The 25,089-nt window shown below is 39.5% G+C and carries 40 protein-coding genes; 38 read left to right on the top strand and 2 right to left on the bottom strand.

Going from position 1 to position 25,089, the window contains the following annotated elements; all coding sequences use genetic code 11:
• Positions 1 to 53: 53 nt before the first annotated feature.
• Positions 54 to 689 carry a DUF4352 domain-containing protein gene (locus IEW82_RS13940; protein ID WP_188695492.1) on the bottom strand — a complete coding sequence of 212 codons (636 nt, stop codon included), beginning with the start codon at positions 687 to 689 and terminating at the stop codon, positions 54 to 56.
• A gap of 124 nt (positions 690 to 813) precedes the next feature.
• A complete protein-coding gene (locus IEW82_RS20320) occupies positions 814 to 1,176 on the bottom strand; it encodes a helix-turn-helix domain-containing protein (RefSeq protein ID WP_188695487.1) in 363 nt (120 codons plus the stop codon).
• A gap of 168 nt (positions 1,177 to 1,344) precedes the next feature.
• On the opposite strand from IEW82_RS20320, the gene IEW82_RS13930 reads away from it, so the two are divergent.
• The 38 genes from IEW82_RS13930 to IEW82_RS13750 all read left to right on the top strand — a co-directional run bounded on the left by IEW82_RS13930 (position 1,345) and on the right by IEW82_RS13750 (position 25,054).
• Positions 1,345 to 1,569: a helix-turn-helix domain-containing protein gene (locus IEW82_RS13930; protein ID WP_188695485.1), complete on the top strand. Its 225-nt coding sequence runs from the start codon at positions 1,345 to 1,347 to the stop codon at positions 1,567 to 1,569.
• Positions 1,570 to 1,586: 17 nt separating this feature from the next.
• The gene (locus tag IEW82_RS13925) at positions 1,587 to 1,883 is read left to right on the top strand and encodes a hypothetical protein (RefSeq protein WP_188695482.1); all 297 of its coding nucleotides are present in this window, start codon (positions 1,587 to 1,589) and stop codon (positions 1,881 to 1,883) included.
• Between the two features lie 62 nt (positions 1,884 to 1,945).
• A complete protein-coding gene (locus IEW82_RS13920) occupies positions 1,946 to 2,551 on the top strand; it encodes a hypothetical protein (RefSeq protein ID WP_188695479.1) in 606 nt (201 codons plus the stop codon).
• Positions 2,548 to 2,832: a hypothetical protein gene (locus IEW82_RS13915; RefSeq protein WP_188695476.1), complete on the top strand. Its 285-nt coding sequence runs from the start codon at positions 2,548 to 2,550 to the stop codon at positions 2,830 to 2,832. The genes IEW82_RS13920 and IEW82_RS13915 overlap by 4 nt, the downstream gene beginning before the upstream one ends.
• Positions 2,825 to 2,950 (top strand): hypothetical protein, encoded by a 126-nt coding sequence (locus IEW82_RS20235; protein WP_268237373.1) that lies wholly within the window; start codon positions 2,825 to 2,827, stop codon positions 2,948 to 2,950. The genes IEW82_RS13915 and IEW82_RS20235 overlap by 8 nt, the downstream gene beginning before the upstream one ends.
• Positions 2,951 to 3,157: 207 nt before the next feature.
• Entirely contained in the window at positions 3,158 to 3,835 is a 678-nt protein-coding gene (locus tag IEW82_RS13910; RefSeq protein WP_188695473.1) for a Rha family transcriptional regulator, read from the top strand.
• A 35-nt stretch (positions 3,836 to 3,870) separates the two neighbouring features.
• Positions 3,871 to 4,059 (top strand): hypothetical protein, encoded by a 189-nt coding sequence (locus IEW82_RS13905; RefSeq protein WP_188695470.1) that lies wholly within the window; start codon positions 3,871 to 3,873, stop codon positions 4,057 to 4,059.
• 95 nt (positions 4,060 to 4,154) lie between these two features.
• Positions 4,155 to 4,580 (top strand): YopX family phage-derived protein, encoded by a 426-nt coding sequence (locus IEW82_RS13900; RefSeq protein ID WP_188695465.1) that lies wholly within the window; start codon positions 4,155 to 4,157, stop codon positions 4,578 to 4,580.
• Positions 4,577 to 4,753, top strand: coding sequence for a YjzJ family protein (locus tag IEW82_RS13895; protein ID WP_188695462.1), 177 nt, complete (start codon positions 4,577 to 4,579; stop codon positions 4,751 to 4,753). The genes IEW82_RS13900 and IEW82_RS13895 overlap by 4 nt, the downstream gene beginning before the upstream one ends.
• Complete coding sequence (locus IEW82_RS13890) at positions 4,746 to 5,693, top strand: YqaJ viral recombinase family nuclease (RefSeq protein WP_188695459.1); 948 nt, start codon at positions 4,746 to 4,748, stop codon at positions 5,691 to 5,693. Before IEW82_RS13895 ends, IEW82_RS13890 begins: the two co-directional genes overlap by 8 nt.
• On the top strand, positions 5,694 to 6,494 hold the full coding sequence (gene recT / locus IEW82_RS13885) for a recombination protein RecT (RefSeq protein ID WP_188695456.1): 801 nt from the start codon (positions 5,694 to 5,696) through the stop codon (positions 6,492 to 6,494).
• 178 nt (positions 6,495 to 6,672) lie between these two features.
• Complete coding sequence (locus IEW82_RS13880) at positions 6,673 to 7,581, top strand: hypothetical protein (protein WP_188695453.1); 909 nt, start codon at positions 6,673 to 6,675, stop codon at positions 7,579 to 7,581.
• A complete protein-coding gene (locus tag IEW82_RS13875; RefSeq protein ID WP_188695450.1) occupies positions 7,508 to 8,326 on the top strand; it encodes an ATP-binding protein in 819 nt (272 codons plus the stop codon). The genes IEW82_RS13880 and IEW82_RS13875 overlap by 74 nt, the downstream gene beginning before the upstream one ends.
• Positions 8,319 to 8,618 (top strand): helix-turn-helix domain-containing protein, encoded by a 300-nt coding sequence (locus tag IEW82_RS13870; RefSeq protein WP_188695447.1) that lies wholly within the window; start codon positions 8,319 to 8,321, stop codon positions 8,616 to 8,618. The genes IEW82_RS13875 and IEW82_RS13870 overlap by 8 nt, the downstream gene beginning before the upstream one ends.
• A 10-nt stretch (positions 8,619 to 8,628) precedes the next feature.
• Complete coding sequence (locus IEW82_RS13865; RefSeq protein WP_188695443.1) at positions 8,629 to 9,051, top strand: YopX family phage-derived protein; 423 nt, start codon at positions 8,629 to 8,631, stop codon at positions 9,049 to 9,051.
• On the top strand, positions 9,048 to 9,515 hold the full coding sequence (locus IEW82_RS13860) for a single-stranded DNA-binding protein (protein ID WP_188695440.1): 468 nt from the start codon (positions 9,048 to 9,050) through the stop codon (positions 9,513 to 9,515). Before IEW82_RS13865 ends, IEW82_RS13860 begins: the two co-directional genes overlap by 4 nt.
• An 18-nt stretch (positions 9,516 to 9,533) precedes the next feature.
• Positions 9,534 to 9,686 carry a hypothetical protein gene (locus IEW82_RS13855; protein ID WP_188695438.1) on the top strand — a complete coding sequence of 51 codons (153 nt, stop codon included), beginning with the start codon at positions 9,534 to 9,536 and terminating at the stop codon, positions 9,684 to 9,686.
• A gap of 58 nt (positions 9,687 to 9,744) precedes the next feature.
• Positions 9,745 to 10,554 (top strand): DNA adenine methylase, encoded by an 810-nt coding sequence (locus IEW82_RS13850; protein ID WP_188695435.1) that lies wholly within the window; start codon positions 9,745 to 9,747, stop codon positions 10,552 to 10,554.
• Positions 10,555 to 10,558: 4 nt separating this feature from the next.
• The gene (locus IEW82_RS13845) at positions 10,559 to 10,990 is read left to right on the top strand and encodes a hypothetical protein (RefSeq protein WP_188695431.1); all 432 of its coding nucleotides are present in this window, start codon (positions 10,559 to 10,561) and stop codon (positions 10,988 to 10,990) included.
• A gap of 186 nt (positions 10,991 to 11,176) precedes the next feature.
• Positions 11,177 to 11,338: a hypothetical protein gene (locus IEW82_RS13840; RefSeq protein WP_188695429.1), complete on the top strand. Its 162-nt coding sequence runs from the start codon at positions 11,177 to 11,179 to the stop codon at positions 11,336 to 11,338.
• Complete coding sequence (locus tag IEW82_RS13835; RefSeq protein ID WP_188695425.1) at positions 11,335 to 11,889, top strand: dUTP diphosphatase; 555 nt, start codon at positions 11,335 to 11,337, stop codon at positions 11,887 to 11,889. Before IEW82_RS13840 ends, IEW82_RS13835 begins: the two co-directional genes overlap by 4 nt.
• A complete protein-coding gene (locus IEW82_RS13830; RefSeq protein ID WP_188695601.1) occupies positions 11,889 to 12,443 on the top strand; it encodes a Holliday junction resolvase RecU in 555 nt (184 codons plus the stop codon). The genes IEW82_RS13835 and IEW82_RS13830 overlap by 1 nt, the downstream gene beginning before the upstream one ends.
• A 336-nt stretch (positions 12,444 to 12,779) precedes the next feature.
• Positions 12,780 to 13,055 carry a YosH family protein gene (locus IEW82_RS13825; RefSeq protein WP_188695423.1) on the top strand — a complete coding sequence of 92 codons (276 nt, stop codon included), beginning with the start codon at positions 12,780 to 12,782 and terminating at the stop codon, positions 13,053 to 13,055.
• A 91-nt stretch (positions 13,056 to 13,146) separates the two neighbouring features.
• Positions 13,147 to 13,320: a DUF3954 domain-containing protein gene (locus IEW82_RS13820; RefSeq protein ID WP_188695418.1), complete on the top strand. Its 174-nt coding sequence runs from the start codon at positions 13,147 to 13,149 to the stop codon at positions 13,318 to 13,320.
• Between the two features lie 4 nt (positions 13,321 to 13,324).
• Entirely contained in the window at positions 13,325 to 13,744 is a 420-nt protein-coding gene (locus tag IEW82_RS13815) for a LexA family protein (RefSeq protein ID WP_188695415.1), read from the top strand.
• Positions 13,745 to 13,752: 8 nt separating this feature from the next.
• On the top strand, positions 13,753 to 14,667 hold the full coding sequence (locus IEW82_RS13810) for a hypothetical protein (protein ID WP_188695412.1): 915 nt from the start codon (positions 13,753 to 13,755) through the stop codon (positions 14,665 to 14,667).
• Positions 14,598 to 14,963, top strand: coding sequence for a hypothetical protein (locus IEW82_RS13805; protein WP_188695409.1), 366 nt, complete (start codon positions 14,598 to 14,600; stop codon positions 14,961 to 14,963). Before IEW82_RS13810 ends, IEW82_RS13805 begins: the two co-directional genes overlap by 70 nt.
• On the top strand, positions 14,960 to 15,916 hold the full coding sequence (locus tag IEW82_RS13800; RefSeq protein ID WP_188695406.1) for a hypothetical protein: 957 nt from the start codon (positions 14,960 to 14,962) through the stop codon (positions 15,914 to 15,916). Before IEW82_RS13805 ends, IEW82_RS13800 begins: the two co-directional genes overlap by 4 nt.
• Positions 15,913 to 16,617, top strand: a complete 705-nt coding sequence (locus IEW82_RS13795; protein WP_188695404.1) for a Csf3-related protein — start codon at positions 15,913 to 15,915, stop codon at positions 16,615 to 16,617. The genes IEW82_RS13800 and IEW82_RS13795 overlap by 4 nt, the downstream gene beginning before the upstream one ends.
• Positions 16,586 to 17,236, top strand: a complete 651-nt coding sequence (gene cas6, locus IEW82_RS13790) for a CRISPR system precrRNA processing endoribonuclease RAMP protein Cas6 (RefSeq protein ID WP_188695402.1) — start codon at positions 16,586 to 16,588, stop codon at positions 17,234 to 17,236. Before IEW82_RS13795 ends, cas6 begins: the two co-directional genes overlap by 32 nt.
• A complete protein-coding gene (locus IEW82_RS13785; RefSeq protein ID WP_188695399.1) occupies positions 17,226 to 17,999 on the top strand; it encodes a phosphoadenosine phosphosulfate reductase family protein in 774 nt (257 codons plus the stop codon). Before cas6 ends, IEW82_RS13785 begins: the two co-directional genes overlap by 11 nt.
• Entirely contained in the window at positions 17,992 to 18,933 is a 942-nt protein-coding gene (locus IEW82_RS13780; RefSeq protein ID WP_188695396.1) for an SLC5/6 family protein, read from the top strand. Before IEW82_RS13785 ends, IEW82_RS13780 begins: the two co-directional genes overlap by 8 nt.
• Positions 18,934 to 19,149: 216 nt before the next feature.
• On the top strand, positions 19,150 to 19,605 hold the full coding sequence (locus IEW82_RS13775) for a hypothetical protein (RefSeq protein WP_188695393.1): 456 nt from the start codon (positions 19,150 to 19,152) through the stop codon (positions 19,603 to 19,605).
• A 240-nt stretch (positions 19,606 to 19,845) separates the two neighbouring features.
• On the top strand, positions 19,846 to 20,361 hold the full coding sequence (locus IEW82_RS13770; protein WP_188695391.1) for a YfbU family protein: 516 nt from the start codon (positions 19,846 to 19,848) through the stop codon (positions 20,359 to 20,361).
• A 76-nt stretch (positions 20,362 to 20,437) separates the two neighbouring features.
• A complete protein-coding gene (terS, locus tag IEW82_RS13765; RefSeq protein WP_188695388.1) occupies positions 20,438 to 21,187 on the top strand; it encodes a phage terminase small subunit in 750 nt (249 codons plus the stop codon).
• On the top strand, positions 21,180 to 22,454 hold the full coding sequence (locus IEW82_RS13760) for a PBSX family phage terminase large subunit (RefSeq protein WP_188695386.1): 1,275 nt from the start codon (positions 21,180 to 21,182) through the stop codon (positions 22,452 to 22,454). Before terS ends, IEW82_RS13760 begins: the two co-directional genes overlap by 8 nt.
• A gap of 12 nt (positions 22,455 to 22,466) precedes the next feature.
• The gene (locus IEW82_RS13755) at positions 22,467 to 23,954 is read left to right on the top strand and encodes a phage portal protein (protein WP_188695383.1); all 1,488 of its coding nucleotides are present in this window, start codon (positions 22,467 to 22,469) and stop codon (positions 23,952 to 23,954) included.
• The gene (locus tag IEW82_RS13750) at positions 23,954 to 25,054 is read left to right on the top strand and encodes a phage minor capsid protein (protein ID WP_188695378.1); all 1,101 of its coding nucleotides are present in this window, start codon (positions 23,954 to 23,956) and stop codon (positions 25,052 to 25,054) included. Before IEW82_RS13755 ends, IEW82_RS13750 begins: the two co-directional genes overlap by 1 nt.
• Positions 25,055 to 25,089 lie beyond the last annotated feature (35 nt).

Genomic DNA, 25,089 nt, shown 5'->3' with positions numbered 1-25,089 from the left:
GAATATATGTTCTTTTGAAGTGTTAAATAATAGCCCAATTAAGGGCTATATAATTATTTTAAATTGATTTTTACCTTCTCAGTTCCCCAAAATCCCGTCTGTGCTTCGACATGTGCTTTTGATAAATCTAGGTCTTTAGCAACGTCAAATACTATAGTTCCAGTTTTAGTTATTCCAGGATTTATTTGTTCGAGGAATAATTGCTGTTTTTCGGGGATGACCATTAATACATCTCCATCGTCGCTAGGATCATAGGTTGTCCCATCATTGGTCATGATTTTGAAAAAGCTGCTATCGATACTAATGGCTTTTTTCTTTTCGTTTTTGATAGTGACATGCAGAATGACGAATTTGCCACTAGCCTTAGCTGGATCAACAAATTCATTATCTGATTTTAACTCTGTTGATGTTTCAACTTTGTTAACAGTAAATGTTACATCAGCAATCTTGGCTGGATCACCAATTCCAATAACTTTTTCATTGGATTTTTTAGTTGGCTTCTTAGTTTCTTTTTTGGGTACATCCTTCGATTTACTATTATCACTTGATTTAGTAGTTGTAGATGCGGATGTTGATTTATCATCAGACCCGCCGCCCAAATTAACACCGATTATAATTACAACAATTATAACAATTACCCAAAACCACCATCTCTTAAAGATAGATTTTTTTACTTTCTCTTTAGACAACGTTTAAATCCCCCTTGAAAATTTGTATATGTAAACTCTTTCGAGTAAACACCAAACATATAAGTATAAAAATGGATTTGATAATGTAAAAGAGTGACATGCGTTGTTTATGCATGTCGTGATGTCACTTTTTCTTTTTCCTTGCCTCAGCGCGTTTTCTAGCACGTTCTCTCATCAAATTATATGATTGTTCGAGAAGCTCCTGCTCTTCTTCGGTTAAACCTTCTTTGTCGAAAAAGAAAAAATTACTATTATCTTCTTTGATAATTGATTCTTTCGGAGCCGATTCTTCAGTTCTTCCTAAGAGGTAGTCGGTGGAAACATCATAAAGATCAGATATTTTTTTTAAAGTGTCTGTATCTGGGTCTCTATAATCTCTTTCATAGTTTGATAAAACAGTATTTGTAATACCTAACTTATCAGCTACATATTTTTGAGACCAGTTTTTCTTTTCTCTTTCCCTTTTTAACCTTTTTCCAAGGCTCATATTAATTTCCCCTAATTTACATTTCCTATTGAGTTTAATAATAACAATAATTCACGAATCGTTAAATAAAATACACAAAAAGTTAAATTTGGTGTTGACATCCACGTAACGTGAATATATAATAAGCATATAAGGTTCACGTAACGTGGAAAAAAGGGTGGTGATTAATTGGAATTACATGAGAAAATAAAGGCCTTTAGAAAATCGAAAGGCATTTCCCAAACATTTGTTGCCAAAGCATTAAATCTTAGTGTTTCAGGTTATAACATGAAAGAGTCTGGAAAAAGACCAATCACAACAAGTGAATTGCAAAAGATTTCAAGTGTTTTAGGTGTATCTGCATCAATTTTTTTTGAAGAAAAATTCCACGTAAAGTTAAATACAACTGCATAAGGGGGTGACACGACACTATGACCATCGAAGACCAACTTCGAGAAATTGTTCGAGAAGCCATTACTCCGCTGATTGATGAAATCAGAGAGATTAAAGCAAAAGTCGAACGTGAAGATGAAACTTTATCTATTGAACAGGCTGCTAAATTTTTGAATATTGGTCGTAATAAAATGTTGGAATTTACTCATATGCCGGATTTTTACCCAGCTAAACGTCTGGGTAATCGAGTTATCATATCGAAAAATCAACTTATTCAATGGCGTGACAACATTAACATGCGTAAAAAATATGCCAGTAAGTTAAGGCAAATTTAATAAAAACTAACTAGATCATACCAATCTAGTAATTTGAGAGAAAGGGGAACGTGTAACCAAACATGGACAATCATACAACTTTATATGGAGGATCAGCGATACCAACGATCTTAAAGATCGCGCGTGAGCGTTCTACAAATGAGAACATGCGTACGAAAAAGGCACTTGCTGATGCATTGGGTACCACACCATACAGGATTGCTTATATTGAGGCAGGTGTTAAGCAGATTAACCTAGAGGATGCACTTGAATGGTGCAAGGTAACGGAGGATAGGACGGCGCACAAGGCTATCTTACACGCCTATGGATATGGTTTACCGCCAACTGATCCAAGGTTGCTCCAATCGCTTCCTAATCAGCTTGTGAATTACATAGAGCAAGCTAAGCAAGGCATAGAGGCGGCGGAAAAGCTTTTGTCGATAAGTACACAGTTAAGACCACATCAACGTTTAGACGAGTATCTCGTCAATGACATTCAACGTCTTGCGGAAGAAATATTAGACACTGATCAAGCTGCTGAATGTGTGTTGGAGTCAATAAGAATTAATTTGGATGTTGACATTGAAGACATTAGATATCGCTGGATAAGAGAAGCGTTAGCGGATGAGGTCGTAATCAATACCGTTTCAAAAATGGATGAGATTCAGAGGGAGGCAATCGGTATATGAGCATAGAAAACAAAGTGCTTCCAGGAGACTTAAAAGAGGCGGTCGAACTGCTTGAACGCATAGAGGATGCAAATAGCAGGGCAAACATGGCTATCGTCAACAAAAATAGATTTCTTCTCCACGTCAGCCAAAGAGAGATTGAGCAATATTCAAGGAGATTGAATGAGTTGATGACAAAAAAAGATGACCATGACAAATTTATGCAAATATTAAGCGATCTTGATCAACGCGGATTAGTAGAGATCAAAAAAGTCATATTGGAGGTACATATTCATGGGTAAATTTGTTTGGTTCGTAACGCCAGTGTTAAAGGCTAGTGAAGTGAGAGATAACGCTCGGGCTTATATGGCGACTGAGGACAAAAGAAAAGCTATCACTTCGGGAAAAGTGACAGCTTAATACTAACTCACGGCAATAAATTCAAATTAATTTTACCATGCACGGGTAGAAACAGCAAGCTCGGTCTTGCTGTGAGAGGTACAAAGCAATGTGTCTCTCACAGTGCGACTAAGCACTCAACCGAGCGGAGCACGCGATGATATGAGCGGCGCCACAATACATGTGATGGTCACGCCACGACGGTTATTAAACTTTAGGAGGTTAAACATGGAAGATTTAGTTTTTGTCAACAATGGGCGACCGGCAACTGATAGTTTGATTGTCGCCGAAACATTTGGGAAAAGTCACGACAAAGTATTACGCGACATTCGTGAGCTTGAATGTTCAAAGGAATTTTCACTCTCCAATTTTGGAGAGTCAACATATACGAATGATCGAGGTCGTGAATATTCAAAAGTCATCATGACTGAACAAGGGTTCACACTTTTAGTTATGGGCTATACAGGCAAAGAGGCAATGAAATTTAAGGAAAAATACATTAAAAAGTTTCACGAAATGCGTGAAAAGCTTCAACAAAATGTAGTTCCGATGGATGAAAAGCAATCCTTAATCGCAGCCATGAAACTTTCGACAATGGTTGCAGAAGAAACGGAAGAATTAAAGTCAATTACTGCACAGCATTCTAAAAAGCTTTTGGAGCTTGATGGAAAGATTGAGGAACAAATCACACTTGATCATGGTGAACAAAGAAGGCTTCAAAAGGAAGTCGCCAAACGTGTTTACCATTTCACTGAAGATAAACATGAAGCAAGTCGATTGTTCAAAGAACTTTATCGTGAGATTAAAGACCGTTTCGGTGTTTCTTCTTATAAAGATGTTAAAAGAAAGGAACTCAATCAAGCTATTCAATACGTTGGTCATTGGATTCCAAGGAAAGTTTCATAAGTTATCCAGTCCAACAGTTTTAAGGAGGTGATAACATGCAACAAACCATCGAAAACCCGATGGTGCTCGCGCCGATCCCGGAATCAAAAGTCATCGACAACTGTGCTTGTGGATGCGGTGAGGAGATCGTCGAGGGATATGAGTACATCTATATGGATGGTTACTGGTTTGCAGATTACCCGTGTTTAATGCGCTATATCGGTGCTGACTGGCGCGGGGCATGAAAAAATCGACTGCGGGAACAGTCGATCGGAGGTTCTTGTTTATAGATCTACTTTTAATTTAACAAGAACCTCCCAAAGAATCAAGGAGGTTAGGGATGAGAGAGATTAAGTTTCGTGCTTGGGATAGAAACGAAAAGAATATGGTAAAAGTCACTGGGATTATATTCAGCGCTGTGCAACACACCCTTGTGCGTTATCGATATGTTAATGACAAAGGAAAAACAATCGACGAACAATCGCATATTGATGAAGAAGGATTCGGGAGTGTTGTCCTCATGCAATACACAGGTTTAAAGGACAAGAACGATAAGGAGATTTATGAAGGGGATATTGTTGTTCTTTACAACACGCAGGAAGGAAATGTGTCTGGAAGAGTTTACTGGGATGAACTGTTAGGGCGATATTTGGTTTTTCGTGATGAAGATAAACTCTACGATTTGTACGAGTTTTTATCTGAAGAAATGAATATAATCGGCAACATTTATGAGAACCCAGAACTTTTGAAAGGTGATGCACCATGAAACCCATAGAGATCCCATACAGCCCCCAACGCTTCGACCAATGGCGACTCTCACAAGTCGGCGGTGAAATCGTTTTTGATAAACGCGGGCTGCCAAAGTTTCGGTTTAAAACACGTCAGCAGTTGAACCAATACATGAAATTGAATAAAGAAAGGGGCTTACAGCATGCCTGAGTCAGCAATTGTCTTTACACCCACAAGTGATCTAAATCATCAAGAATGGTTAAAGGCTCGAAAAAAAGGCATCGGTGGATCTGATGTCGGCGCTATTCTCGGATTAAATAAGTGGCGTTCCCCGATCCAAGTTTACATGGACAAGATCGGCGAAGCTCCGGCAGTCCCGGAAAACGAAGCGATGTACTTCGGAAACATTTTGGAAGAGGTTGTTGCCCGAGAATTTTCAAAAAGAACCGGCAAGAAAGTCCGAAATCGCAATGCTATCCTGCAACACCCCGATTACCCGTGGATGCTTGCAAACGTTGATAGATTGATTGTAGGCGAAAAGGTTGGACTTGAGTGTAAGACGGCTTCGGAATACATGAAAGACGAGTGGGAGGGCGATGAGGTCCCGACATCTTATCTCCTTCAATGTCAACACTATATGGCCGTAACCGGTTATGAAGCTTGGTGGATCGCCGTACTGATCGGCGGAAATAAGTTTCGGTACAAAAAGATTGAGCGTGATGAAGAGATCATCCAAATGCTTATTGAAGCTGAGGAAGAGTTCTGGAACGCTCACGTGGTTCCGAGAATACCCCCGGAAATTGATGGTTCAGAAGCGTCTGAAAAACTTCTGAAATCCATGTATCCGGAGTCTGAGCCGGACAGCGAGACCGAACTTCCGGATGAAGCGGACAAGCTCATTGAAGCGCTCGAACAAGTCAAAACGGAGATTGACGAGCGCGAAGCATTGAAAAAAGAATATGAGAACAAACTCAAGCAGATGCTCGGCGAATTTGAGACGGGTCTCGCTTCAAATCACGTTATCAGGTGGAAGACATATGTTTCGAATCGCATCGACACTAAGCGGCTGAAAGCTGAACAACCCGATATATACGAAAGATACATTAAACCATCGAAATCACGTCGTTTCACCATAAAGGAGGCCAAATAAATGGCAACAAATCAAGATGTTAAAAACCAACTGGCAAATCGCCAACAACAAGCGCCAGCAACCAATCCTGCCAACACCATCGCGGCTTATCTCAAAAAGATGGGGCCACAAATCGAAAAGGCGCTGCCGAAACACATGGACCCGGATCGGATGGCCAGAATCGCTTTAACGACCATACGGCAGACACCAAAATTACTTCAATGTGAAATCCCTTCTTTGCTAGGAGCGGTCATGCAAGCGGCGCAGTTAGGTCTTGAACCCGGCTTAATCGGCCACTGCTATATCATTCCGTACGGAAATCAAGCGCAGTTCATCATCGGATATAAAGGCATGATAGACCTTGCTAGACGCTCGGGACATATTGAAAGTATTTATGCTCAAGTGGTTTATGAAAACGATGAATTTGAATATGAGTTTGGACTAGATCCTAAATTGGTTCATAAACCTTTGCTTGATGGCGATCGAGGAGCATTTAAAGCGGCTTACGGTGTGGCTAAATACAAAGATGGTGGCTTTCATATAGAAGTTATGGGTAAAGGAGACATCGAGAAAATTAGACAGCGTTCCAAAGCTTCGAATAATGGTCCTTGGAAAACAGATTATGAGGAAATGGCTAAAAAGACAGTTATCCGGCGCATGTGGAAGTACCTACCTATCTCCATCGAGATTCAACAACAGGCCGCACAAGATGAAGTGGTTAGAAAAGACATTACCGAAGAAGCAAAGTCAGTGTACGACGATGATTATATTGATGTAGAGATTTCTAATCCACAGGACTATGAAAATCAACCAGAACAATGAATCAAACAATAAATATCCCTCACGTCTATATCAGTCTCACAGAAGGCTATCAGAGACGTGGGGAGCTCTTTAAAAAGTATGTGGAAGGTTATCTATCCAAGAGTTATCCGGAGTTTAAATTAGTGAAGATAAAAGGCATGAAAGCGATATGTGAGAGGAAATAAGGGGTGATATCCAATTGTCGGGTTACATCAAGGATTATAGAAAAGAACTGGACAGTGATATATGGATGATGCCACCTCTCTATCATAGGATTTGGCAGTACCTCAAGTACAAAGTCAATCATCAGCAAGCTAAGATCCCGATGAGAGACGGAACGTTTTTAAATATACAACCAGGTCAGCATTTAACTTCTGTAAGAGATATCGCAAAAGCTGTCGGATGGTATGAAGGGGTTAAGTGGAAGGAACCTAATCCAAAAACAGTATCTACAATATTAGATTGGTTAGTGAAACAGTCAATGATCTCCATAGATAGAGGTAAGGGTAACAGACAGTATACACTCATAACCCTTATACAGTGGGAATCATACCAAGCGAAACAAGTAGAGGGTAACAGTAAGGTAACACCTAGGGAACACCTCGTGGATATAAACAAGAATGATAAAGAATGTCTTAATAATGATTTTACTACTACTACTACTACAAATGAACCGGATGGAGAAAGTGACGGGACGTTGTATCCCGACCCATCAAGTGGTGATCATCAACTGGTCGGAGTTGATGCAGAAATATCACATACTCCAGTGGATAAGCTATTAGATCATTATGCTGATTTGAGGAAAATTAGAACTGGTAAAGATGAATTTCCCACACTAGAAGATATTGATGCTGTAAAAGACATATTGGATAAAGTACCAGTTGACCAAGCTATGAAACTATTAACCAGTTGCTTTAATGACTTTGATCGTCGTAACAGTAAATATCCGGGTAAGCGTATTACATCGTTTAGATACTGTTACCCATACATTTTAGATCATTACAAGAGGAGTCAAGCTCGGAAGGAGGTAAAACATGGAGGCCATAAACAAAACCATCGAACAGATAGTGAGCCAAAACGAGGTAGTCTTAGAAGCCTCTCCCTATAAGTGTCCTTACTGTGGACGAGTAGTAGAACCAATTGAGGTCAACGTGTTTGGACGTAAGAGAACTGTCCAACCTAAGTGTGGTTGTGAGTGGCGAGAGGAAAAGAAAAAGATTGATGCGGCTGCTGATCTTAGACAAAAGCATGAGACCGAGAGACTGTTTGGGATATCCAATCTGGGCAAGCGATTTGAGGAAGCAACTCTCGAAAACATCCTCCCTCGTCCTGGTACAGAGAAAGTTATTAAACTAGCACATCGATATGTGCGTGAGTTCAAGAAGTGGGGGCAACAGTCCTTGCTTGTGTGGGGATCGCCAGGGAACGGTAAGACACATATAGCTTCGGCCATCGCTAACAAACTTCACCGACAAGGCTATACAGTGGTCTTTCAGAGTGTTCCAGAACTTCTTGGTAGGATAAAGAGCACCTTCAACAAAAGTAGCCGAGATACTGAGGCGCAGATCATGAAGGCGTTGCTCACATGTGACTTGCTCATCCTCGATGACATAGGCGCCGAAAAGTTATCGGAGTGGGTAGAGGATGTTATGTTTCGGGTTATCGATGGCCGTTATCGCAAGGAGCTTCCTATCATGTACACCTCGAATCTCGAGATTGACCAGATAGCTGACAGAGTGAGCGACAGAACTTTCGACCGGATTATGGAGACATCGGTCATCGTAGAAAACAAAGCGACTAGTTATCGTTTTGAACAGGCCCAAAAGAGAGCAAGGATGTTTTCTGGTGAATGACTTAAATATCGATAATAGAGCAATAAAAGGTATCGAAAAACTCCACATGAAACATGAGAGACGGAACATCCATACCTGCCTTGAGGATTACGACTTCCAATGGGATGAGGACCAAGTAAAGCAGTTCAGAATGATGTGGAATAACGGTACAGACATCTTCAAGATAGCACGCTTCTTTGGTCGCTCTCTTATCGAAGTAGTGATACTCATTATGGATCAGGCAGAGCTAGGGAAGATAAAGCAAAGGGAAAACGGATTAGGTTTTATGCACGCGATTGTTTATAAGGATTAGGAGGTAGAGGATGAGAGAGATTAAGTTTAGGGCGTGGGTTAAAAACCGAAGAAGAATGTATGAGGTTTTGCATTTACATTTAAAAACAATCATGAACGGCGGTATATGGGCAACGGTAAAAGGATACGACATTATCGATCAAAAAGACATACACCTTCAGATTCAGCCAGGAGATATTGAAGTTATGCAATACACAGGCCTTAAAGACAAGAACGGCAAGGAGATTTATGAAGGGGACGTTTTAGAAGCTGAACACAAACTAAAAACTCAAAAATTTAAGCGCAAGTATCAAGTTATTTTTAACGAAAAAGGGTATTGGGATGCGATTTCACTAGATGATAAACCTGTAAGGTTATGCTATGCGGGATTTGATAAATGCGAAGTCATCGGCAACATATACGAGGATCCTGAGTTAGTGGGTGATAGCAATTGAATAACGTTAATTTAACTGGACGGGCAACGCGCGATTTAGAACTCCGTTATACACCAAATGGCAAGGCGGTGGCTAACGGCTCCATAGCAGTCCAACGGAAATTTAAAAATGCTAACGGTGATTATGACGCAGACTTCGTTGATTTTGTGGCATGGGGAAAGACAGGCGAACTCATGGATGAATACATCAAGAAAGGTGAACATTTCGGAATTTCCGGTACATTGCAGACTAGGACATGGGAAAAGGACGATGGAACAAAAGTAAAAGTTACCGAGGTTAATGTTTCAGATTTCGATTTTCCTGTGAAGCCCAAAAACGGCTCAAATTCGAGTGGAAACCAAAACAGGGGCAATGAGTCTAGCAACCTATCAAACGCGTCAAATTCGGGCGGTCAGGGCTACGAGGACCCGTTCGCAGATGAGGGTAAGCCGATTGAGATTAATGATGATGATTTACCGTTCTGAGGGAAAGGAGAGGAAATTATGGACAAACTAGAAGAGTGGAAGAATCAATTAGAACGAGCAGAAGATTGGGATTGGTTCTTTGATAGACATACAGTGAAGGAAATGCTTGAGACAATCGAAAAACAACAGCAATTAATTAATTCGTTATCTAAACACGAAACAAATCGTTAAAGAAATTTGTAAGTAAATAATTCGCAATCCGTAAAGAAAGCGGAGAAGGGGTGAGAGGGTGAAACGAATTTTAAATTATCCAGGTAGCAAGTGGGGATTGGCAAATTGGATTATCGAACATATGCCACATCATGAAGTATACCTGGAACCATACTTTGGATCAGGAGCGGTGTTCTTTAATAAACAACCAGTCAAAATTGAAACCATTAATGACATAGATAGCAGGGTTGTTAACCTCTTTCGTGTGATTCGAGATAATCCAATAGATCTAGCGCGGTTAGTTGCTTTTACTCCGTTATCAAGAGAGGAATACAGGGGGAGTTATGAAACGTCTCCGGATCCTTTGGAAGATGCGCGGCGGTTCCTTATTAGGTGTTGGCAAGCGATAGGGGCTAAGACTTCAGACATTACTGGTTGGAGAGCATCAATATCAGCAAACAGTCCCAATAAAACAAGACAATGGAGTGATCTACCAGAGATCATTCTTTCGGTAACAGACAGATTAAAATCGGCACAAATAGAGAATCAAGATGCTCTTCAACTCATTCAAAGATATAACAGAGAGAACGTACTTATTTATGCTGATCCACCTTATGTAAGATCAACCCGGACAAATAGACATTATGCTTTTGAAATGGATGAACATGGCCATATGGATTTAATTGAGGTCTTAATGGATCATGAAGGGCCTGTGCTTTTATCGGGATATGATAATCCACTTTATCAAAAATATTTGAGCAGCTGGCACGTTGAAGAACGAATAGTGTCAGCAGAGGCAGGAGCAAAGAAAAAGGAATGTCTTTGGATAAATCCGATAGCTGCAGAACAAATGAGTCAATTAAGTCTCTTTGACTTAGTGGAGGGGTGAGTGAATGGATAGGTTGGAGGAAATCAAGGAAATACATGATAGAGCAAATGAAGCTTATAGCAGATTTGAATCATCGAGCGCATGTGCAGATCAAGATATGGTGACAGATATCTTAAATACCTTGTTCTATGAAGAACATACTGACTGGCTCATACAAACGGTTGAAGAGCAACGGCAATTGATTGAGTCGTTGAAATACAAAAATGAACATCTCTCCAATGATCTTGTTTTTTATAAAAACAAATCTAAGTCACTTGATCGAGAAAATGAAAAAATAAGTAGGAATTCTAGTCGTTACAATAAAATTTCTCAGGACTTTGCAAATGAAAACTTCCGACTGCGGCAGGCAATTCAAAAAGCATTAGATAAGTGTATTTGGAACAATAAGGAAACAATCACAATACTAGAAGAAGCCCTAGAAGGTGATGCCACATGATATGTCCTGTCTGCCATAAAAAGATGTCCATTAACAAAGAGACTGAGGGATATAAAGTGTTGCGGAATCAACGGTGTTCGGAATGTGGCCAAAAATTTAGGACGGTGGAGGTCATCATGGTAGACGGGCTGCCGGCGCACCTGCGGAAACGGGCATTTGATGCCATGAGGAAGTAGGTGATGACGCATGAAAACCCGTCAAAAAGGGGACAGATACCGTCCTGTTGTTACAGTTAGCAAGGTTAAGCAAGGTGGCCCAAGAAACGGTTTGCCAACAGTCATACAAATGAGCGGTGAAACTTATGTTCTTGCTCATAAAGATCAAAGACCAAAGGGAGAAAAAAGATGAATCTAGCAGAGTTGTACGAGATACAGAGAGGACTTGATGATCACATAGAACAGGAGCACCCGAGACAAGAGGGTGAGGATAGGCTTGCGGATAAGATACTCGCTCTTCAGACGGAATTAGGGGAGTGTGCGAATGAATGGCGCGGGTTTAAGTTTTGGAGAAAGGATCGGGAGCCTAGAATTAATCATACAGAAATTTACTTTGTGAACGGAGAAAATGAACATGGTCCAAGACAAAAATTAACTAACCCACTCCTTGAAGAGTACGCGGATTGCCTTCACTTTGGATTGAGTATTGGAAACGAAATGGATACAGATATTGAAAAGAATTTCCCTATTAGAACTGAAAGAGATATAAGAGAACAATTTAAGATGTTATATCACTTTATATCAGAATTAACTTTTATTGCTGAGGATTGTTCGTTTTACGAAAAATTAATGTCTTGGCTTTTAGGACTTGGCGGAATGTTTGGATTCACATGGGACCAAGTTGAAGAAGCCTATATGCAGAAAAACAAGCTGAATCACCAACGTCAGGAGAGTGGTTATTGATGGCCTCCTACGGAAAGCGTGGTATGACATTTGAAAATCTAGTGAACTACACCAACAAGATCTATAGCAATCAGAAACGAGCTGTAATTAACAAGCGGCCCACACCTATGAAAATCATCAGCAAAACAAGGATAGGACAAAATATATGCGTATTCGATTCAAAGAGCACAGTGGACTATGACGGAGTATACAAAGGTTATTCAATCCAGTTCGAAGCTAAGACAACAAAAGAGAAGCGGTTCCCCTTAGACATGATTACAAGTGGACAAGTTCAGTTCTTAAACAGTGCTGAATACCAAGGAGCTATATGCTTTGTACTACTCGAAATGAGGGTGACAAACAGCGTTTATCTTATTCCTAACCAGATGCTTCAGAAATACATCAGAGACGCACAGAACGGCGGTAGGAAGTCGATACCATTAGATGATATTGAAGTCTATGCACAATTAGTTAAAACAGGAAACGGAGCACCCTTAGATTATCTCACAGTAGTTGATGATCTCATATCGAAAGGTGTGGTTGGTTGTGAACGAGAGGGCAAGGTTACATCTTGAGTTAATGATGTGGAGAATGGCATTTTTCTTTGGCTTGGCAATAACGCTTGGGAGGTGTGCTCAGTGAGTAAAAAGGAACCGGTGATCGGCAGTGTCGAGTGGCAGCGGAAAGTCATTCGTGAGGAAGCACGTGAAGCTAAAAAGGGGATGAAGTGATATGTTCATCTCGAAAATAGCGGATAGGTTAGCCAAGCAGTTTGAAAGACTTTCAGCTTGGTATGAAGAGCATATTTGGAATTCTATGTTAAGGCACCAGAAAATTGTCTATTCATGCATGATTCTGTTCTTGATATTACCACCAATTATCAGATGGATATTCTAAAGGAGGATGAAGTGATGAAATTTTATGAAATATCGGAACCATATTATGCATTGATTAAAGCTAGAAGTGGTGAAGAAGCAGTTAAAAAGTATATTGAGGTCGTTGCTGGTGATGAAAGTGAATTTGAAATCTTGTTAGAGGATTGTAAATTGGTCCCTGATTATTATGCTTCTGCTAGATTTGCGCAATCGAGGGATGAGAAAGGAAATTTAATGGATTTTGATGAGGTCATTGAAATTTTAGAGAGTAATGAGACAGAAATTTTAATAATGGATGGTTCATTACTATAAAACAAAAGAGCCTAGCTCCCACTAGGCTCCAATACAAAGGCTCCAAATTGATATTGCAAACCAATTATAAAACACATAAGGGGGCTGGGCGATGGAAGAGCAAATGAAAGCGACGATTGATTTGATGGATTCCAAAAAATTATACGTGGTTAAAGACGGTCGCTTGATTAAACATGAGCTCCCAGAGTATGGAGAGACGGTTGTAATAATTACAATGGGCGGCCAAGTAGATCGTATAGAAACCACGATCAAAAGGAAGTTGTGATGCAATGGCACAGAGGCTTAATCGTTTTGTTGATCGCAAAAGAGAGCCACATCCTAATGATGAGATAGCTATAGGTCGATGTATATTTTCCAAAAGGGATATCCAAGTCATGTACATTGACCAAGGGGTGGGTATCGAGGAAATGGCAAAAAGGATTGGGGTTGGGCGTCGCAGAGCAAACCATATTTTAGATCGTTTTTCAATACCTAAAAGCTGGAAAAGTGAACTTACGCCAAGGCGATTACGCGTCTTACAATTTATTCGTCGTTATCAGAAGAAATATCATCAATCCCCTCTGTTGATTGAGATATCAAATGGTCTTGGTATCAGTAACGTCCATTATCATCTGACACAACTAAAAAAACACGGTTATATTGACTGGGATCATAAACATCGCAGTATACAGATATTAAAAATGAGGTAGGTGATAGCTTGTATCCATCACATTTACTCTATAAAGCATGGAAAAATACACCTAAAATCATCCATAATACGAAAGACGCAAAAGGCAATGAGTTGGTGAGAGAAATTGAATTTCAGGATCCTATGAAAACCAATGATATGGAGGAAACTAACGGAAATTGCTTTTTATGTGGCGACCCAATGACTCAAGGGATAAAGATAAAAAAAGCTTTTTCCTCAGTATTTACCGACTGGAATCAGGCTAATAATCCACAAGGCACTCATATATGTTCCGCCTGTGCATTCTCGGTCCTGACAAATAAAAAGGCACGAATAGGCGTACGAATGTTCTCACTTATCGCGGCAGATAAATTGTACATCACGAATCGCAAGGAACTACGCGAATGGCTATTAGATCCACCAGAGCCCCCCTTTTTAGCCATGTGTGCGGTGAGTCAAAAGAAGCATCTCATCATGAAAGCAATAGTTAATTATAGCCGAGACATCTTTTCAGTGCAGTATGAAGAAACGCCAGTAACAGTCGATCGGGTTAAGTTTACCAATCTATTAAATCTTATAGAACATTTTCTATATGGATTTACAAAAACGGAAATTTTGACGGGTCAATATAGCCAAAAACGCATTTTGGATTTTGGAATCGAGGAATGGGAAGCCTTTGAAAACAGAATCAAGCCATATCGGGGTACTGGATTATTGGATGTTGTGATGTTTGTGGCCCAAAAATTAGAAGAATGGGAGGAAATTGCATGTTTTATGGATTCAGAACTCAAAATCAAGAGGCAGGTGCAGCCGCATTACTCATCTACGCCGTCTATCGAAGCAGGAATAAAAAAAGAGGACCGAGTGGCGTCGACATGTGGGGACAAATCGAACGATTCACCAAAGTCGCAGCAAAGCGAGCAACTACAATTGGAACTTTTTTAGAAGCGTTCAAGCGAAAAATGGCGTGTGAAACCATTAACCCCAAATGGTGCGAAGCAGGTGAGCAAACGATCACCGGTTTCCAGGATGCTAATGGGAACATTATTGTGCCAGGCGAACAAGAAAAGAAGCGTCAGTTTTTGACGGAGGTCATAGAAGGCGGTCAAGATGAAGCGATTTTGTATCAGTTATATAAAGAAACAGCGCGGGCGGTCATGTTGGTAAGAGCGCGCCTTGAAGATGAGAAACCTATTGAACAAAATTTAGAATCTATTATCGAGGGAGAGATCGTGGAATGAAACATTATCGTTTGGAAACTATCTATACATTGCTACAGCCTTTATCGCATATAGGGGAAAGTGAGTCCACTCAAAGCTTTTTGAATACGACAACAGTGGTTAATGATGGCAAACCTGAAGAAGTCTTTGTCTACACAGGGAATGCATTGAGAGGGATGTTAAGAGACTGCGGTGCACGGTATCTTCTCGATAAACTAGCCATTCAGATACCGCTTAAAGCTTTTCATTTGTTGTTCAGTGGTGGGTCTATCGGTGGTGCTCAATCACTAGATTTAGACCAAGCTAAAGCCATCCGCCAGGCATTGCCCTTCGTTTCCATTTTCGGTGGTGGAGTAGGGAATCAAATACTAGATGGTAAGCTTAAACAAACCTTTGTTTACCCTATCTGTAGAGAGACAAACAGTATCCTTCCAAGTTATATCCAAAAATCGGATTATAGCTGGAGACATATGACGAATGTTTTAGAATTTACTCGAAAAGATGATATCAAAAACGTTAATTTATCTGATCAATTTTTAATAAGTCAGGATGAAAAGGAACTATTGGAGGGAGAAACCCAAAAATCTAAAGCTAAAAAGGATGGTCCTGCAACCCAAATGCGCTACGGTGTAGAATACTTAGCGGCGGGAGCAAAACTTTGGCATCGGTGGGATATAATTTGCGAAGAGGTTGAACTCGGTGCTTTTGTTTCATCAATCTTTGAGTGGCAAAAACAACCCTATCTCGGTGGTATGTCTGGGAAAGGCTTTGGTTTAGTCTCAGCTCAGATAGACCTTGTCACAGAAGATGGCAGGGAGCCCTTTATGCAAGTCGGACAAGAATATATCAGTCTCGAAGCAAAGGCTGAGCAGGCTAAGCGCGTATATGATGATCATCTTAAAGAACTTTATGATCAATATGTCATTGACAACAAAGAGGCATTCACAAAATTATTAGCAGGTGAAGTGAAATGAAACCCCTAAAGATAACAGCAGAACTTTTAGACGGTCGAGTGAATTCAGCTGATGGGCTATTTAATTTGGATAGTTTAATCGCCTATGCATGGATGAAAGAAAACGAACCAGATAGGCTTTACAATGGAGATATTATGAGGGACGGGCTCATTGAGCCTGATCTCCCCTTAGAATGGCGAGAGGACCATTGGGCTGCATCATCAGGATTTTATATCCAAGTCAGCGAATCCATAGAATATTGGCATCGTCATTTAAATGGCGATAGAGCTGAGAGATATGTCGATTTTAATGGTAAACGTGGTACAATAAATACAAAATCAGGAGAATATAAAGCTTATCGCATGCCGCAAACCATTCGGGTGATTCCGTCGATTGAATTTTATGCAATGGGTGACCCTATTGAGATTGATAGACTGCTAACAAAATATATCACAAATATAGGTAAGAAAAGCAGTCAAGGCTATGGTCACATTAAGTCATGGACAATACGACCTGTCGAAGAGGATTGGACGGAAAAAGGTCCTTATGGCATTATGCGCCCAACACCTTTTAATGGTGAATTGCCAAATAAAGAAGTATATCAAGTCAGGTCTTATGGACTAAAACCCCCTTATTGGTTGAAAGACAATCAAAGTATTTGCTTAATTCCCAATGTTAGGAGAGATTACCTTGTTAAAAGCGCGATTACCGATCAAATTTGAGGACGGCAAACAAATGTATGGAGCAGTTTTATCAATGATTAATAAACAAAGTCCTCCTTTGGCCACATTAATTCATAGTAATGATAAGTATAATCCATTTAGTCTGCAACTGCCCGATCTAGTCATCGCGCTAGATATTGCGACAGAGTCCCTATTCTTAAACATGGATGGAGTGGAAATTGTTGATCAGATGGATAGTCGCTCATTAATGCAACTTCCAACAATCAATGATGTCACATTATCGATTCATCATTTAATTAATAGCATCCATGGCATCATTACACCTATTGCTGATCCAACAAAATTGTTAAATTCTGTAAAGGATAAGTGGAATAGTTTATTTCCAGATAAAATAGATATGCATATAGCCCGTTTACATGACAAAGATTATCGCCCTAATAAGCCATTTATTAAATTGTCCTATGCTAATACGGTTACTAAAAGCTTAAAGATTGCTGATTGGAAACCGATCATGACATTAAATGGTAAGATACGATTGCGCGCCATTGGCAATGAAACATTCAAGAGTCAATTTTCGACTTTGGTGCATTTTGCCGAATGGTCTGGCATGGGAAGTAAAACATCAATGGGCTGCGGGGTGGTGCGGATTGAAAAATGAGGAAATTGAAACTTATATGCTTCATAGTCGACTGCCAGCCTTTCAAAAGAAAGTAAAATTGAGTTTTGACATTATAAATAAAGCGTTGAAAGAAATGAAAAATCCTTATGCTTCTATCTCATTTGGGAAGGATTCCATAGTTTTAATGCATTTGCTGTTGCAAATAGCACCAGATATTGATTTTGTCTGGTCAGATAGAGGATTAGAGGCGGAACTACCGGAAACTTATGACTATATCGAGGTCATTAAATCAAAATATCCAATCAATTTAACAGTGATCTACCCAGAAATGACCATGTTCGAAATCTATCACAAATATGGTATCCCTGGTATACATCGTAATGCTGATAAAACCATCGTCACAAAAAAGTGTATGATCGAGCCATTTGAGAAATATGCCAAAGAAAATCAAAAAGATGGTTATTTTCAAGGGGTTCGGGCAGATGAAAGTGCATCAAGGATTAAGATGGCGAAGTCTTATGGGCATCTTTTTTTCAGGAAAAGAGACAAAATGTGGGTGGCTAATCCTCTACTTGGTTGGTCAGGGAGAGATATTTGGGCTTATATTGTAAGTCGAGATATTCCTTATCATCCCGAATATGATCGTGACCTTTATAAAGGATCTAGGGAAAAAGTGAGAATCAGTAATTGGAGCGGTGTATTTAATGCTCATTTGGGGCGTGTGGCAGATTTAAAATTCAATCACCCTGAACTCTATCAAAAGTTAGTGGATGAATTCCCTGAGGTATCGACCCTTGGATAACTTTAATTTTTCCAAAAATCGGCATCCCTTTATCATAGGCTTATCTCTAGCATCGACTTGGGCATGGGGCGTTTCGGTCATTGTAGGGATGCAAGTCTTTCAACAAAAGGGATTTCTAGCTTATTTCATATGGGCATTAGCTAATTCTATAGCTCTTTTGATTTTTGGATTCATCACGAAAAAAGTCGATAATGCTCGATTTATATCTGACCTGCTCCCCAAGACGTTTATACCTATATATAGGATATTGATTCTTTTTATCCAGTTTTTTTCGATTCTCGTTAATTTAACAGCCATCAATCAAGGGATTGGCATGCTAGGGTTGCCGGACTTTTTAGGGATTGTTTTTTCAATAATACTGTTCTTAATTATCTTGACAAAGGGTTTCAAAGGTTCAATAGTTATGGGATCTCTTCAGTTTATCTTCGTTATTGGGATTGCTATTCTTGTTATTTTACTCGGTGGAGAGCATCATATTATCACACATTCAAACACCGAGGACATTCATTGGGCAATATGGTCATCACTTATCCTTATATCGGGGCCGATTGTCGATCAACAAATATGGCAAAGGCGCATTTCAACGGGATATTCAATTAGTCCATTTATATTATCAAGTCTCATTTTCGCATTTTATATGTGTTTAATAGGATTGCTGGCCTATTTTGGTAAAATGCATTCTATATTGATTGGAATCATTGTGATTGGTGTAGCAGGATCCACATTAGTTGGGGCGTTATCAGCAGTGGGATCATACGGAAAAACGATTTTTCAATCGAGAACTTGGATGGTGATATTATTTTTAATGGCTTTGATGGCATTGGTGGCTAAAACAAACATTTTAAACTTATGGACATTCTATGGATCAATACGTGTTCCTTTTGCTATTATAGCTGCATTTTGTATTATAATTAAAACACTAAAAAATAATTAGCCTAACCGAAAAACGGAGGGCACTTAGTAAGACGCAGAAATGCGCTTATTAGGTGTCCTTTTTATTTTGGAGTGATGACATGAAAAAGAAGAAACCTAAGCGGAAACGCACAGAAAAGCTATCTGATAGGGATTTGAAGGAACTCATGAACATAAACATGCCAAGGTACAAAAGAGCCAAGGGCGGGGCATTTAAACAATATTAGGGGGCGTTCTTATGGGAGTAGCAGTGACAACAAATACTTACATGGACTTATGTCGTGAAATAGATATTTTAGATATTCGCATATCAAGCCTAGAAAGGGAACGTGAGCACCTAAGACGAATGATGTTTGCTAATGCACCAAGCGGAGCGAGTACTGTAGATTACTCAAAAGAACGCGTCTCATCAAGTTATGAACCATTTCCACTGAATGAGATCGTGAGTCGGATCAATGGCATAGATAAATCATTAGAACCGTTGTATAAAGTTATGAATGAAAAAGAACTGGCCAAGCGTCAGATGGAAGAGAAGATCAGCGAGTTTGAGGGTCTGGATTATAAGGTGGCTTATCTTCGAATGCAGGGTAAATCGTTGATTGAGATTGCGGATGAATTAGGCTACAGCTATGACTGGATCAAGAAAGTGAGTTCGAGAATTAATAAAGGCACCTTTAAGGCACTTTTAGATTGATTTTTTATGATATGGTTATACCATGGAAGGCTGGACGGGGAGGCACTGTCTCCTTTCGGAGCCACAATTTAAGGGATCGGGGTTAGCCCGGTCGAATGATAATAAAGCACCTATCAGCGGCGAAATGAGTAGGAGTAATCCGAAGCAGCGTAGTCGACGGTGCTTTTTATATTTTATTGCAGGATTATCCTCTTTTCTGTCGAATGTTGATAATTAACACGACAATGGAGGGTTGGAAGTATGGAATTAAGTAAAGTAGAAAGATTATTGTTAATAAATCAGTACAGTATTTTAGGAGTTTTAGATCCTGATAATCAAAATGATTATGAATTAAATAAGGAAATATTGTTACAAGGTTATAAACAAAATTATGATGACCTTATTGAGTGGGTGTTGGATGATCTTCCAGAGGAAATAAGTGAGGAAGTTATTGATATTCTTCAAATGTATCGAAGTTTAAATTTTTCTTATAGGGGTTTGGATAAAAAAGAAAAGGAAAAAGTTGATCCTGAAAAGTTGAAATTTAAAGGTTTTGATGGCAATGACGAAACCCGATATATGGTTTACGCACGATTTTTTATGCATAAATTAGAAAGATTTGAGGAATTGTGGGGAGAAGGCAAAAACCCCGATTATAATACACACCATTCAACTTTGAGTAAGTATCGAAGAATGCTTGATACTTGGAAAAGCATCAGTGATAGGTACGATAGTAACTTATCTGCGGATAAAATCAATAGGATTTTAGAGTCATAATTTTTAGCACCTTAACAGGTGCTTTTTCTTTTGCTCCAAAACAAACACAAAATATGGAGGTGGCAGGTGATGTAGAATGGCCGAAAAATATGTGCTTGCTGAAAAAGATTATGTAAAAGGCATGAAATACAAAGATATCGCTGAAAAGTATGAGGTATCAATCAACACAGTTAAATCATGGAAAAAGCGATATGGTTGGAATAGGGAAAGGGGTGCACCCAAAGAAAAAGGTGTGCACACAAAAAAGAAGGGTGCTCCAAAGGGTAATATAAACGCCAAGGGTAATCGTGGAGGGGCAGCACCTAAAGGAAACCAAAACGCAACTACTCATGGATTGTTTGCTAAATATTTGCCGAAGGAAACATTAGACATTGTAAACGAAATCGATAACATTACGCCTTTAGATATACTTTGGATGAATATAAAAATGCAATTTGCATCTATTATGAGGGCGCAACAAATCATGTTCGTAGAAGATAAATGGGATATGACCAAAGAGGTCAAGAAAACCGAGTCATCGTCTGGTGACAGTTTTGACACAGAAAAGAATGAATGGGAAATTCAATTCGCTTGGGATAAACAGGCGAATTTTTTAAATTCTCAAAGTCGAGCCATGGGCGAACTCCGTAGCATGTTAAAACAGTTTAACGAGATGGCTAGTGAAGATGATATTAGATTACTAGAAATTAAAAGAATGCAAGCAAGCATAGAAAAGACTAAGAAAGAAACAGAGTTTATTATTGAACGCACCAAACTTATCCAAGGAGAGAAAAAGGATACTTCATTGCTTGAAACTCTTATTGATACGGTGACTTCTGATGACTAAGAAAATAATACTATCACCAAAACAAAAGAAGATAGTTAAAGCCCCTTTTGATGTTGGTTTAGAAGTACACGAAGGGACACCTCGTTCAGGAAAGACAACAGGTGTTCATTTTCGCTTAGCTTACTTATACAGTTTTTCCAGAGACCAAAACCACTTAGTGTCTGCTTATAACCAAGAGCAGGCTTTTCGTTTGTTTATGGATGGTGACGGTACTGGATTAATGCACATATTCGGAGATCTAGGGAAGATTAAGCATGATGAACACGGGGACCATTTGGAGATCCACACACCAAAAGGCGTTAAGAAGATTTATTACAAAGGTGGAGCCAAAGCGAATAGCGTTGGTGCTATAACTGGTATGTCGTTAGGTTCCGTTGCGTTTGGTGAGATAAACCTACTGCATATGTCATTTATTCAAGAGTGTTTCAGACGAACCATGGCAGCGCAAGACAGGTTTCACATTGCTGATTTAAACCCTCCTGCACCGAATCATCCAGTTATATCCGAGGTGTTTGACGTACAAAATACACGCTGGACACATTGGACGATACAGGATAACCCGATTATCAGCGAAGAACGAAAAGAAGAAATCTATGAAACATTGAAAAAGAATCCTTATCTTCTTGATCGTGACTGGTATGGAAAGCGAGTCATGCCTGAGGGTGTTATTTATTCGATGTTTAACCCTTCGGTTAATCAGATTCCAACATTGTTAGGAAAACCATATGAGATGTATTTCGTTGCTGATGGTGGTCAGTCAGATGCGACCAGCTGCAGTTGTAATATTGTCACTCGATATAAAGATACGTTTAGATTAAACAGAGTGGCGAATTATTATCATTCTGGTAAAGAAACAGGGCAAGTAAAGGCTATGAGTACTTATGCCACTGAGATTAAAAAATTCATAGAATGGTGTATTGATAAATATCAAATGCGATATTCCGAGGTTTTTGTTGACCCTGCATGTAAGTCTTTGAGAGAAGAACTCCACAAGATAAATATACAGACGAGCAGGGCGGATAATAACGCACAAGACGCCAAGAGGCAAGGCGGAGGAATTGAAGTGGGTATAGAACGTTTCCAAAATTCCATCACTAATAAACAGTTCTTTTTGGTAGAAACGGATAAATATGATCATTATTCGTTTATAAAGGAAATTGGTATGTATGTTCGGGATGATAACGGAAACCCGATTGATGACTGGAACCACGCAATGGACGAAGCAAGATATGCTAACAATTATTTTTATAAACGTTATGTCATATAAGGTGGTGAAATAATGTTTAAATCCATTATTCAAAAGGTTAGGGGGTGGATGTATAGGATGGGATTGATTAAAGGCATTAAGAGTTTAAGCGATCACAAGAACATCACAGAGAGTGATGAGCACTATAATCGGATAGACATATGGAATGCGCTCTATAAAGGCTATTATGAGGACTTCCATAAGATCCGTTACCATACTGTTGACGGTGAAAAAACACGGCGAATGAACACCTTGAATATGCCAAAGATTGTCTCTCAAGAAATGGCCGCATTAGTGTTTAACGAAAAATGTCAGATCAATATTTCAGATGAAGAATTATCGAATAACATTGCTGATGTTTTTAAAATGAATCACTTCTATAAACAGCTTCAGAGATACCTTGAATATGGTTTTGCTCATGGCGGGATGGCGATAAAAGTCTATGCCGATGACAAAGGTGTCCGAATTGGTTATGCCACTGCTGACTGCTTTGTACCCGTTTCAAATACCTCTGATGAGATAACAGAGGGTGTATTTGTTAGCGAATCTGTAAAGGGAAAAAAGTATTACACTTTGCTTGAATGGCATACCTGGGAAGGAACTGAGTATATCGTCACCAATGAGCTCTATCAGTCTGATTCGAAAATTGATTTAGGGATTAAAGTACCTTTAGAAACGCTTTATCCCGATATCGAAGAAGAAGTAAGAGTAAAAAACTTGTCTCGCCCCTTATTCGTGTATATTAAACCCAATACAGCAAACAATTTTGACACACAAAGCCCTTTAGGGATTTCTCTATACGCTAATTCATTAGATACCTTAAAGTCTTTGGATACGGCTTTTGATAGCTTTAATCGTGAATTTAGGCTTGGGAAAAAGCGTATTTTGGTACCTAGCTCGGCAATAAAGACTGTTTTGGATCCCGAAACTCAACAAATGGTTAGATACTTCGACGCAAACGACGAGGCTTATCAATCCTTTAATATGGGGATGGATGCTGATGCCATCAAAGATATTAGCGTCGAGCTCAGAGTGAGTGAACATATCTCAGCTATTAACGCTTTTCTTAACCTGCTCGCTATGCAAGTGGGATTTAGCGCTGGGACCTTTACTTTTGATGGGCAGGGCGTTAAGACTGCTACTGAGGTTGTAAGTGAGAACTCTAAGACATTTAGAACCAAGAACAGCCATGAGACCCTTGTTGAGGAAGGATTGAAGGAGTTAATCATATCCATTTGTGAAGTCGCACATCTTTATGGATTTTTTGAAGCGCCTGATGATTATGAGGTAGCCATAGATTTTGATGATTCAATTGCGGAAGATAGAAAGCAGAATGCGGATTATTATTCGGGCTTGGTAGGCCAAGGGCTCATGCCAAAAGTTAGAGCGATCATGAGGATATTTGATTTACCTGAGGATGAAGCAAGGCGTTGGTTTGATGAGATTAATCAAGAGACTGCTACAGCTACAGCGTCCCAAGTTGATATGTTTGGGATCGGGAATCAAAGTGGTGATGACTAATGGACTATCAGAAACAACAGCAACTCACCATTCCAGTTGTTCAGGTTTATTTAGCCATTGAAGAGCAGATATTAATTAACGCTGCAAAAAAGCTCAGAAAAGATAAAAGTTTACTTAATAATGATGTTCATTCTTGGCAATCTAAAAAGCTTGCAGAGTTGGAGTCTTTAACACAAACAAATATCATCATAATAGCTAAACACTCTAAATTGGCTGTCAATGAAGTAACTAAAATGCTTAGGCAAGCAGGATATAAAACGCTTGAAGAATTTGAAGGGGACCTCGAAGAAGCTGTTCAACAAGGTAAATTAATTCAACCACCGTCGATTAGTGAAAGTGTTGCATTAAATTCCGTTTTATCGTCCTACCAGAGGCAAGCCAAGGATACTTTTAATCTCATCAATAGTACACTCCTGAACCAAGGCAAAGAGGTTTATAGAGACATCCTAAGTCAAACGGTTGGAAAAGTGTTGACGGGTAACATGACAGGACAGCAGGCGCTTAGAGAGGTAAGTCAAAAGTGGGCAGAAAAAGGTGTTCCAGCACTCATTGATAAAGCAGGGAAACGTTGGTCAACAGAAGCCTATGTCAACATGGTCACAAGGTCGATGTCAAATAATGTGGCTAATGATATGCAGGATACAAGATTTGATGAGTATGATGTTGATCTCGTCGAAGTGTCGAGTCATGCAGGATCAAGGCCATCTCATATCCCTTTTCAAGGCAGAATTTATTCACGAAGCGGGAACAGTGATAAATATCCACCTTTGAGTGATACGGGATATGGCACCATAGAAGGCATTGGCGGTATTAACTGTATGCACGTGCTTTATCCTTATATTCCTGGGGTGTCGAAGAAGAGGTACCAACCTTATGATGCTAAGGAAAGCAAACGTGTCTATGCTGAAAGTCAGAAACAACGTTACCTTGAGCGGCGCATTCGTGCTGCCAAACGAGAAAAAATGATGTTGGAATCAATGGGTGATGAAGGGGGAGTTAAGCTTGCAAATAAGAAGATAAGAGAGAGACAAGCAGTAATGCGTGAATTTATTGATAAGACGGAAAGAACCAGAAGGCGAAATCGGGAACAAATCAGTTAAGAAGGGTGAACAAACATGGACCAACGCATTGATAA

The organism is Pullulanibacillus camelliae, from assembly GCF_014642655.1.
In the GTDB taxonomy this organism is placed as follows: Bacteria; Bacillota; Bacilli; order Bacillales; family Sporolactobacillaceae; genus Pullulanibacillus; species Pullulanibacillus camelliae.
The sequence above is the reverse complement of the archived record's forward strand: the minus strand, read 5'-3'. Positions and strand labels throughout refer to the sequence as shown.

What these genes read in the sequence shown, in the direction of transcription:
- IEW82_RS20320 (WP_188695487.1), bottom strand. Translation starts at nt 1,176, where the DNA reads ATGAGCCTTGGAAAAAGGTTAAAAAGGGAAAGAGAAAAGAAAAACTGG.
- IEW82_RS13925 (WP_188695482.1), top strand. Translation starts at nt 1,587, where the DNA reads ATGACCATCGAAGACCAACTTCGAGAAATTGTTCGAGAAGCCATTACT.
- IEW82_RS13920 (WP_188695479.1), top strand. Translation starts at nt 1,946, where the DNA reads ATGGACAATCATACAACTTTATATGGAGGATCAGCGATACCAACGATC.
- IEW82_RS13915 (WP_188695476.1), top strand. Translation starts at nt 2,548, where the DNA reads ATGAGCATAGAAAACAAAGTGCTTCCAGGAGACTTAAAAGAGGCGGTC.
- IEW82_RS20235 (WP_268237373.1), top strand. Translation starts at nt 2,825, where the DNA reads ATGGGTAAATTTGTTTGGTTCGTAACGCCAGTGTTAAAGGCTAGTGAA.
- IEW82_RS13910 (WP_188695473.1), top strand. Translation starts at nt 3,158, where the DNA reads ATGGAAGATTTAGTTTTTGTCAACAATGGGCGACCGGCAACTGATAGT.
- IEW82_RS13905 (WP_188695470.1), top strand. Translation starts at nt 3,871, where the DNA reads ATGCAACAAACCATCGAAAACCCGATGGTGCTCGCGCCGATCCCGGAA.
- IEW82_RS13900 (WP_188695465.1), top strand. Translation starts at nt 4,155, where the DNA reads ATGAGAGAGATTAAGTTTCGTGCTTGGGATAGAAACGAAAAGAATATG.
- IEW82_RS13895 (WP_188695462.1), top strand. Translation starts at nt 4,577, where the DNA reads ATGAAACCCATAGAGATCCCATACAGCCCCCAACGCTTCGACCAATGG.
- IEW82_RS13890 (WP_188695459.1), top strand. Translation starts at nt 4,746, where the DNA reads ATGCCTGAGTCAGCAATTGTCTTTACACCCACAAGTGATCTAAATCAT.
- recT (WP_188695456.1), top strand. Translation starts at nt 5,694, where the DNA reads ATGGCAACAAATCAAGATGTTAAAAACCAACTGGCAAATCGCCAACAA.
- IEW82_RS13875 (WP_188695450.1), top strand. Translation starts at nt 7,508, where the DNA reads ATGGAGGCCATAAACAAAACCATCGAACAGATAGTGAGCCAAAACGAG.
- IEW82_RS13865 (WP_188695443.1), top strand. Translation starts at nt 8,629, where the DNA reads ATGAGAGAGATTAAGTTTAGGGCGTGGGTTAAAAACCGAAGAAGAATG.
- IEW82_RS13855 (WP_188695438.1), top strand. Translation starts at nt 9,534, where the DNA reads ATGGACAAACTAGAAGAGTGGAAGAATCAATTAGAACGAGCAGAAGAT.
- IEW82_RS13845 (WP_188695431.1), top strand. Translation starts at nt 10,559, where the DNA reads ATGGATAGGTTGGAGGAAATCAAGGAAATACATGATAGAGCAAATGAA.
- IEW82_RS13840 (WP_188695429.1), top strand. Translation starts at nt 11,177, where the DNA reads ATGAAAACCCGTCAAAAAGGGGACAGATACCGTCCTGTTGTTACAGTT.
- IEW82_RS13835 (WP_188695425.1), top strand. Translation starts at nt 11,335, where the DNA reads ATGAATCTAGCAGAGTTGTACGAGATACAGAGAGGACTTGATGATCAC.
- IEW82_RS13830 (WP_188695601.1), top strand. Translation starts at nt 11,889, where the DNA reads ATGGCCTCCTACGGAAAGCGTGGTATGACATTTGAAAATCTAGTGAAC.
- IEW82_RS13825 (WP_188695423.1), top strand. Translation starts at nt 12,780, where the DNA reads ATGAAATTTTATGAAATATCGGAACCATATTATGCATTGATTAAAGCT.
- IEW82_RS13820 (WP_188695418.1), top strand. Translation starts at nt 13,147, where the DNA reads ATGGAAGAGCAAATGAAAGCGACGATTGATTTGATGGATTCCAAAAAA.
- IEW82_RS13815 (WP_188695415.1), top strand. Translation starts at nt 13,325, where the DNA reads ATGGCACAGAGGCTTAATCGTTTTGTTGATCGCAAAAGAGAGCCACAT.
- IEW82_RS13805 (WP_188695409.1), top strand. Translation starts at nt 14,598, where the DNA reads ATGTGGGGACAAATCGAACGATTCACCAAAGTCGCAGCAAAGCGAGCA.
- IEW82_RS13800 (WP_188695406.1), top strand. Translation starts at nt 14,960, where the DNA reads ATGAAACATTATCGTTTGGAAACTATCTATACATTGCTACAGCCTTTA.
- IEW82_RS13795 (WP_188695404.1), top strand. Translation starts at nt 15,913, where the DNA reads ATGAAACCCCTAAAGATAACAGCAGAACTTTTAGACGGTCGAGTGAAT.
- IEW82_RS13775 (WP_188695393.1), top strand. Translation starts at nt 19,150, where the DNA reads ATGGGAGTAGCAGTGACAACAAATACTTACATGGACTTATGTCGTGAA.
- IEW82_RS13770 (WP_188695391.1), top strand. Translation starts at nt 19,846, where the DNA reads ATGGAATTAAGTAAAGTAGAAAGATTATTGTTAATAAATCAGTACAGT.
- terS (WP_188695388.1), top strand. Translation starts at nt 20,438, where the DNA reads ATGGCCGAAAAATATGTGCTTGCTGAAAAAGATTATGTAAAAGGCATG.
- IEW82_RS13760 (WP_188695386.1), top strand. Translation starts at nt 21,180, where the DNA reads ATGACTAAGAAAATAATACTATCACCAAAACAAAAGAAGATAGTTAAA.
- IEW82_RS13755 (WP_188695383.1), top strand. Translation starts at nt 22,467, where the DNA reads ATGTTTAAATCCATTATTCAAAAGGTTAGGGGGTGGATGTATAGGATG.
- IEW82_RS13750 (WP_188695378.1), top strand. Translation starts at nt 23,954, where the DNA reads ATGGACTATCAGAAACAACAGCAACTCACCATTCCAGTTGTTCAGGTT.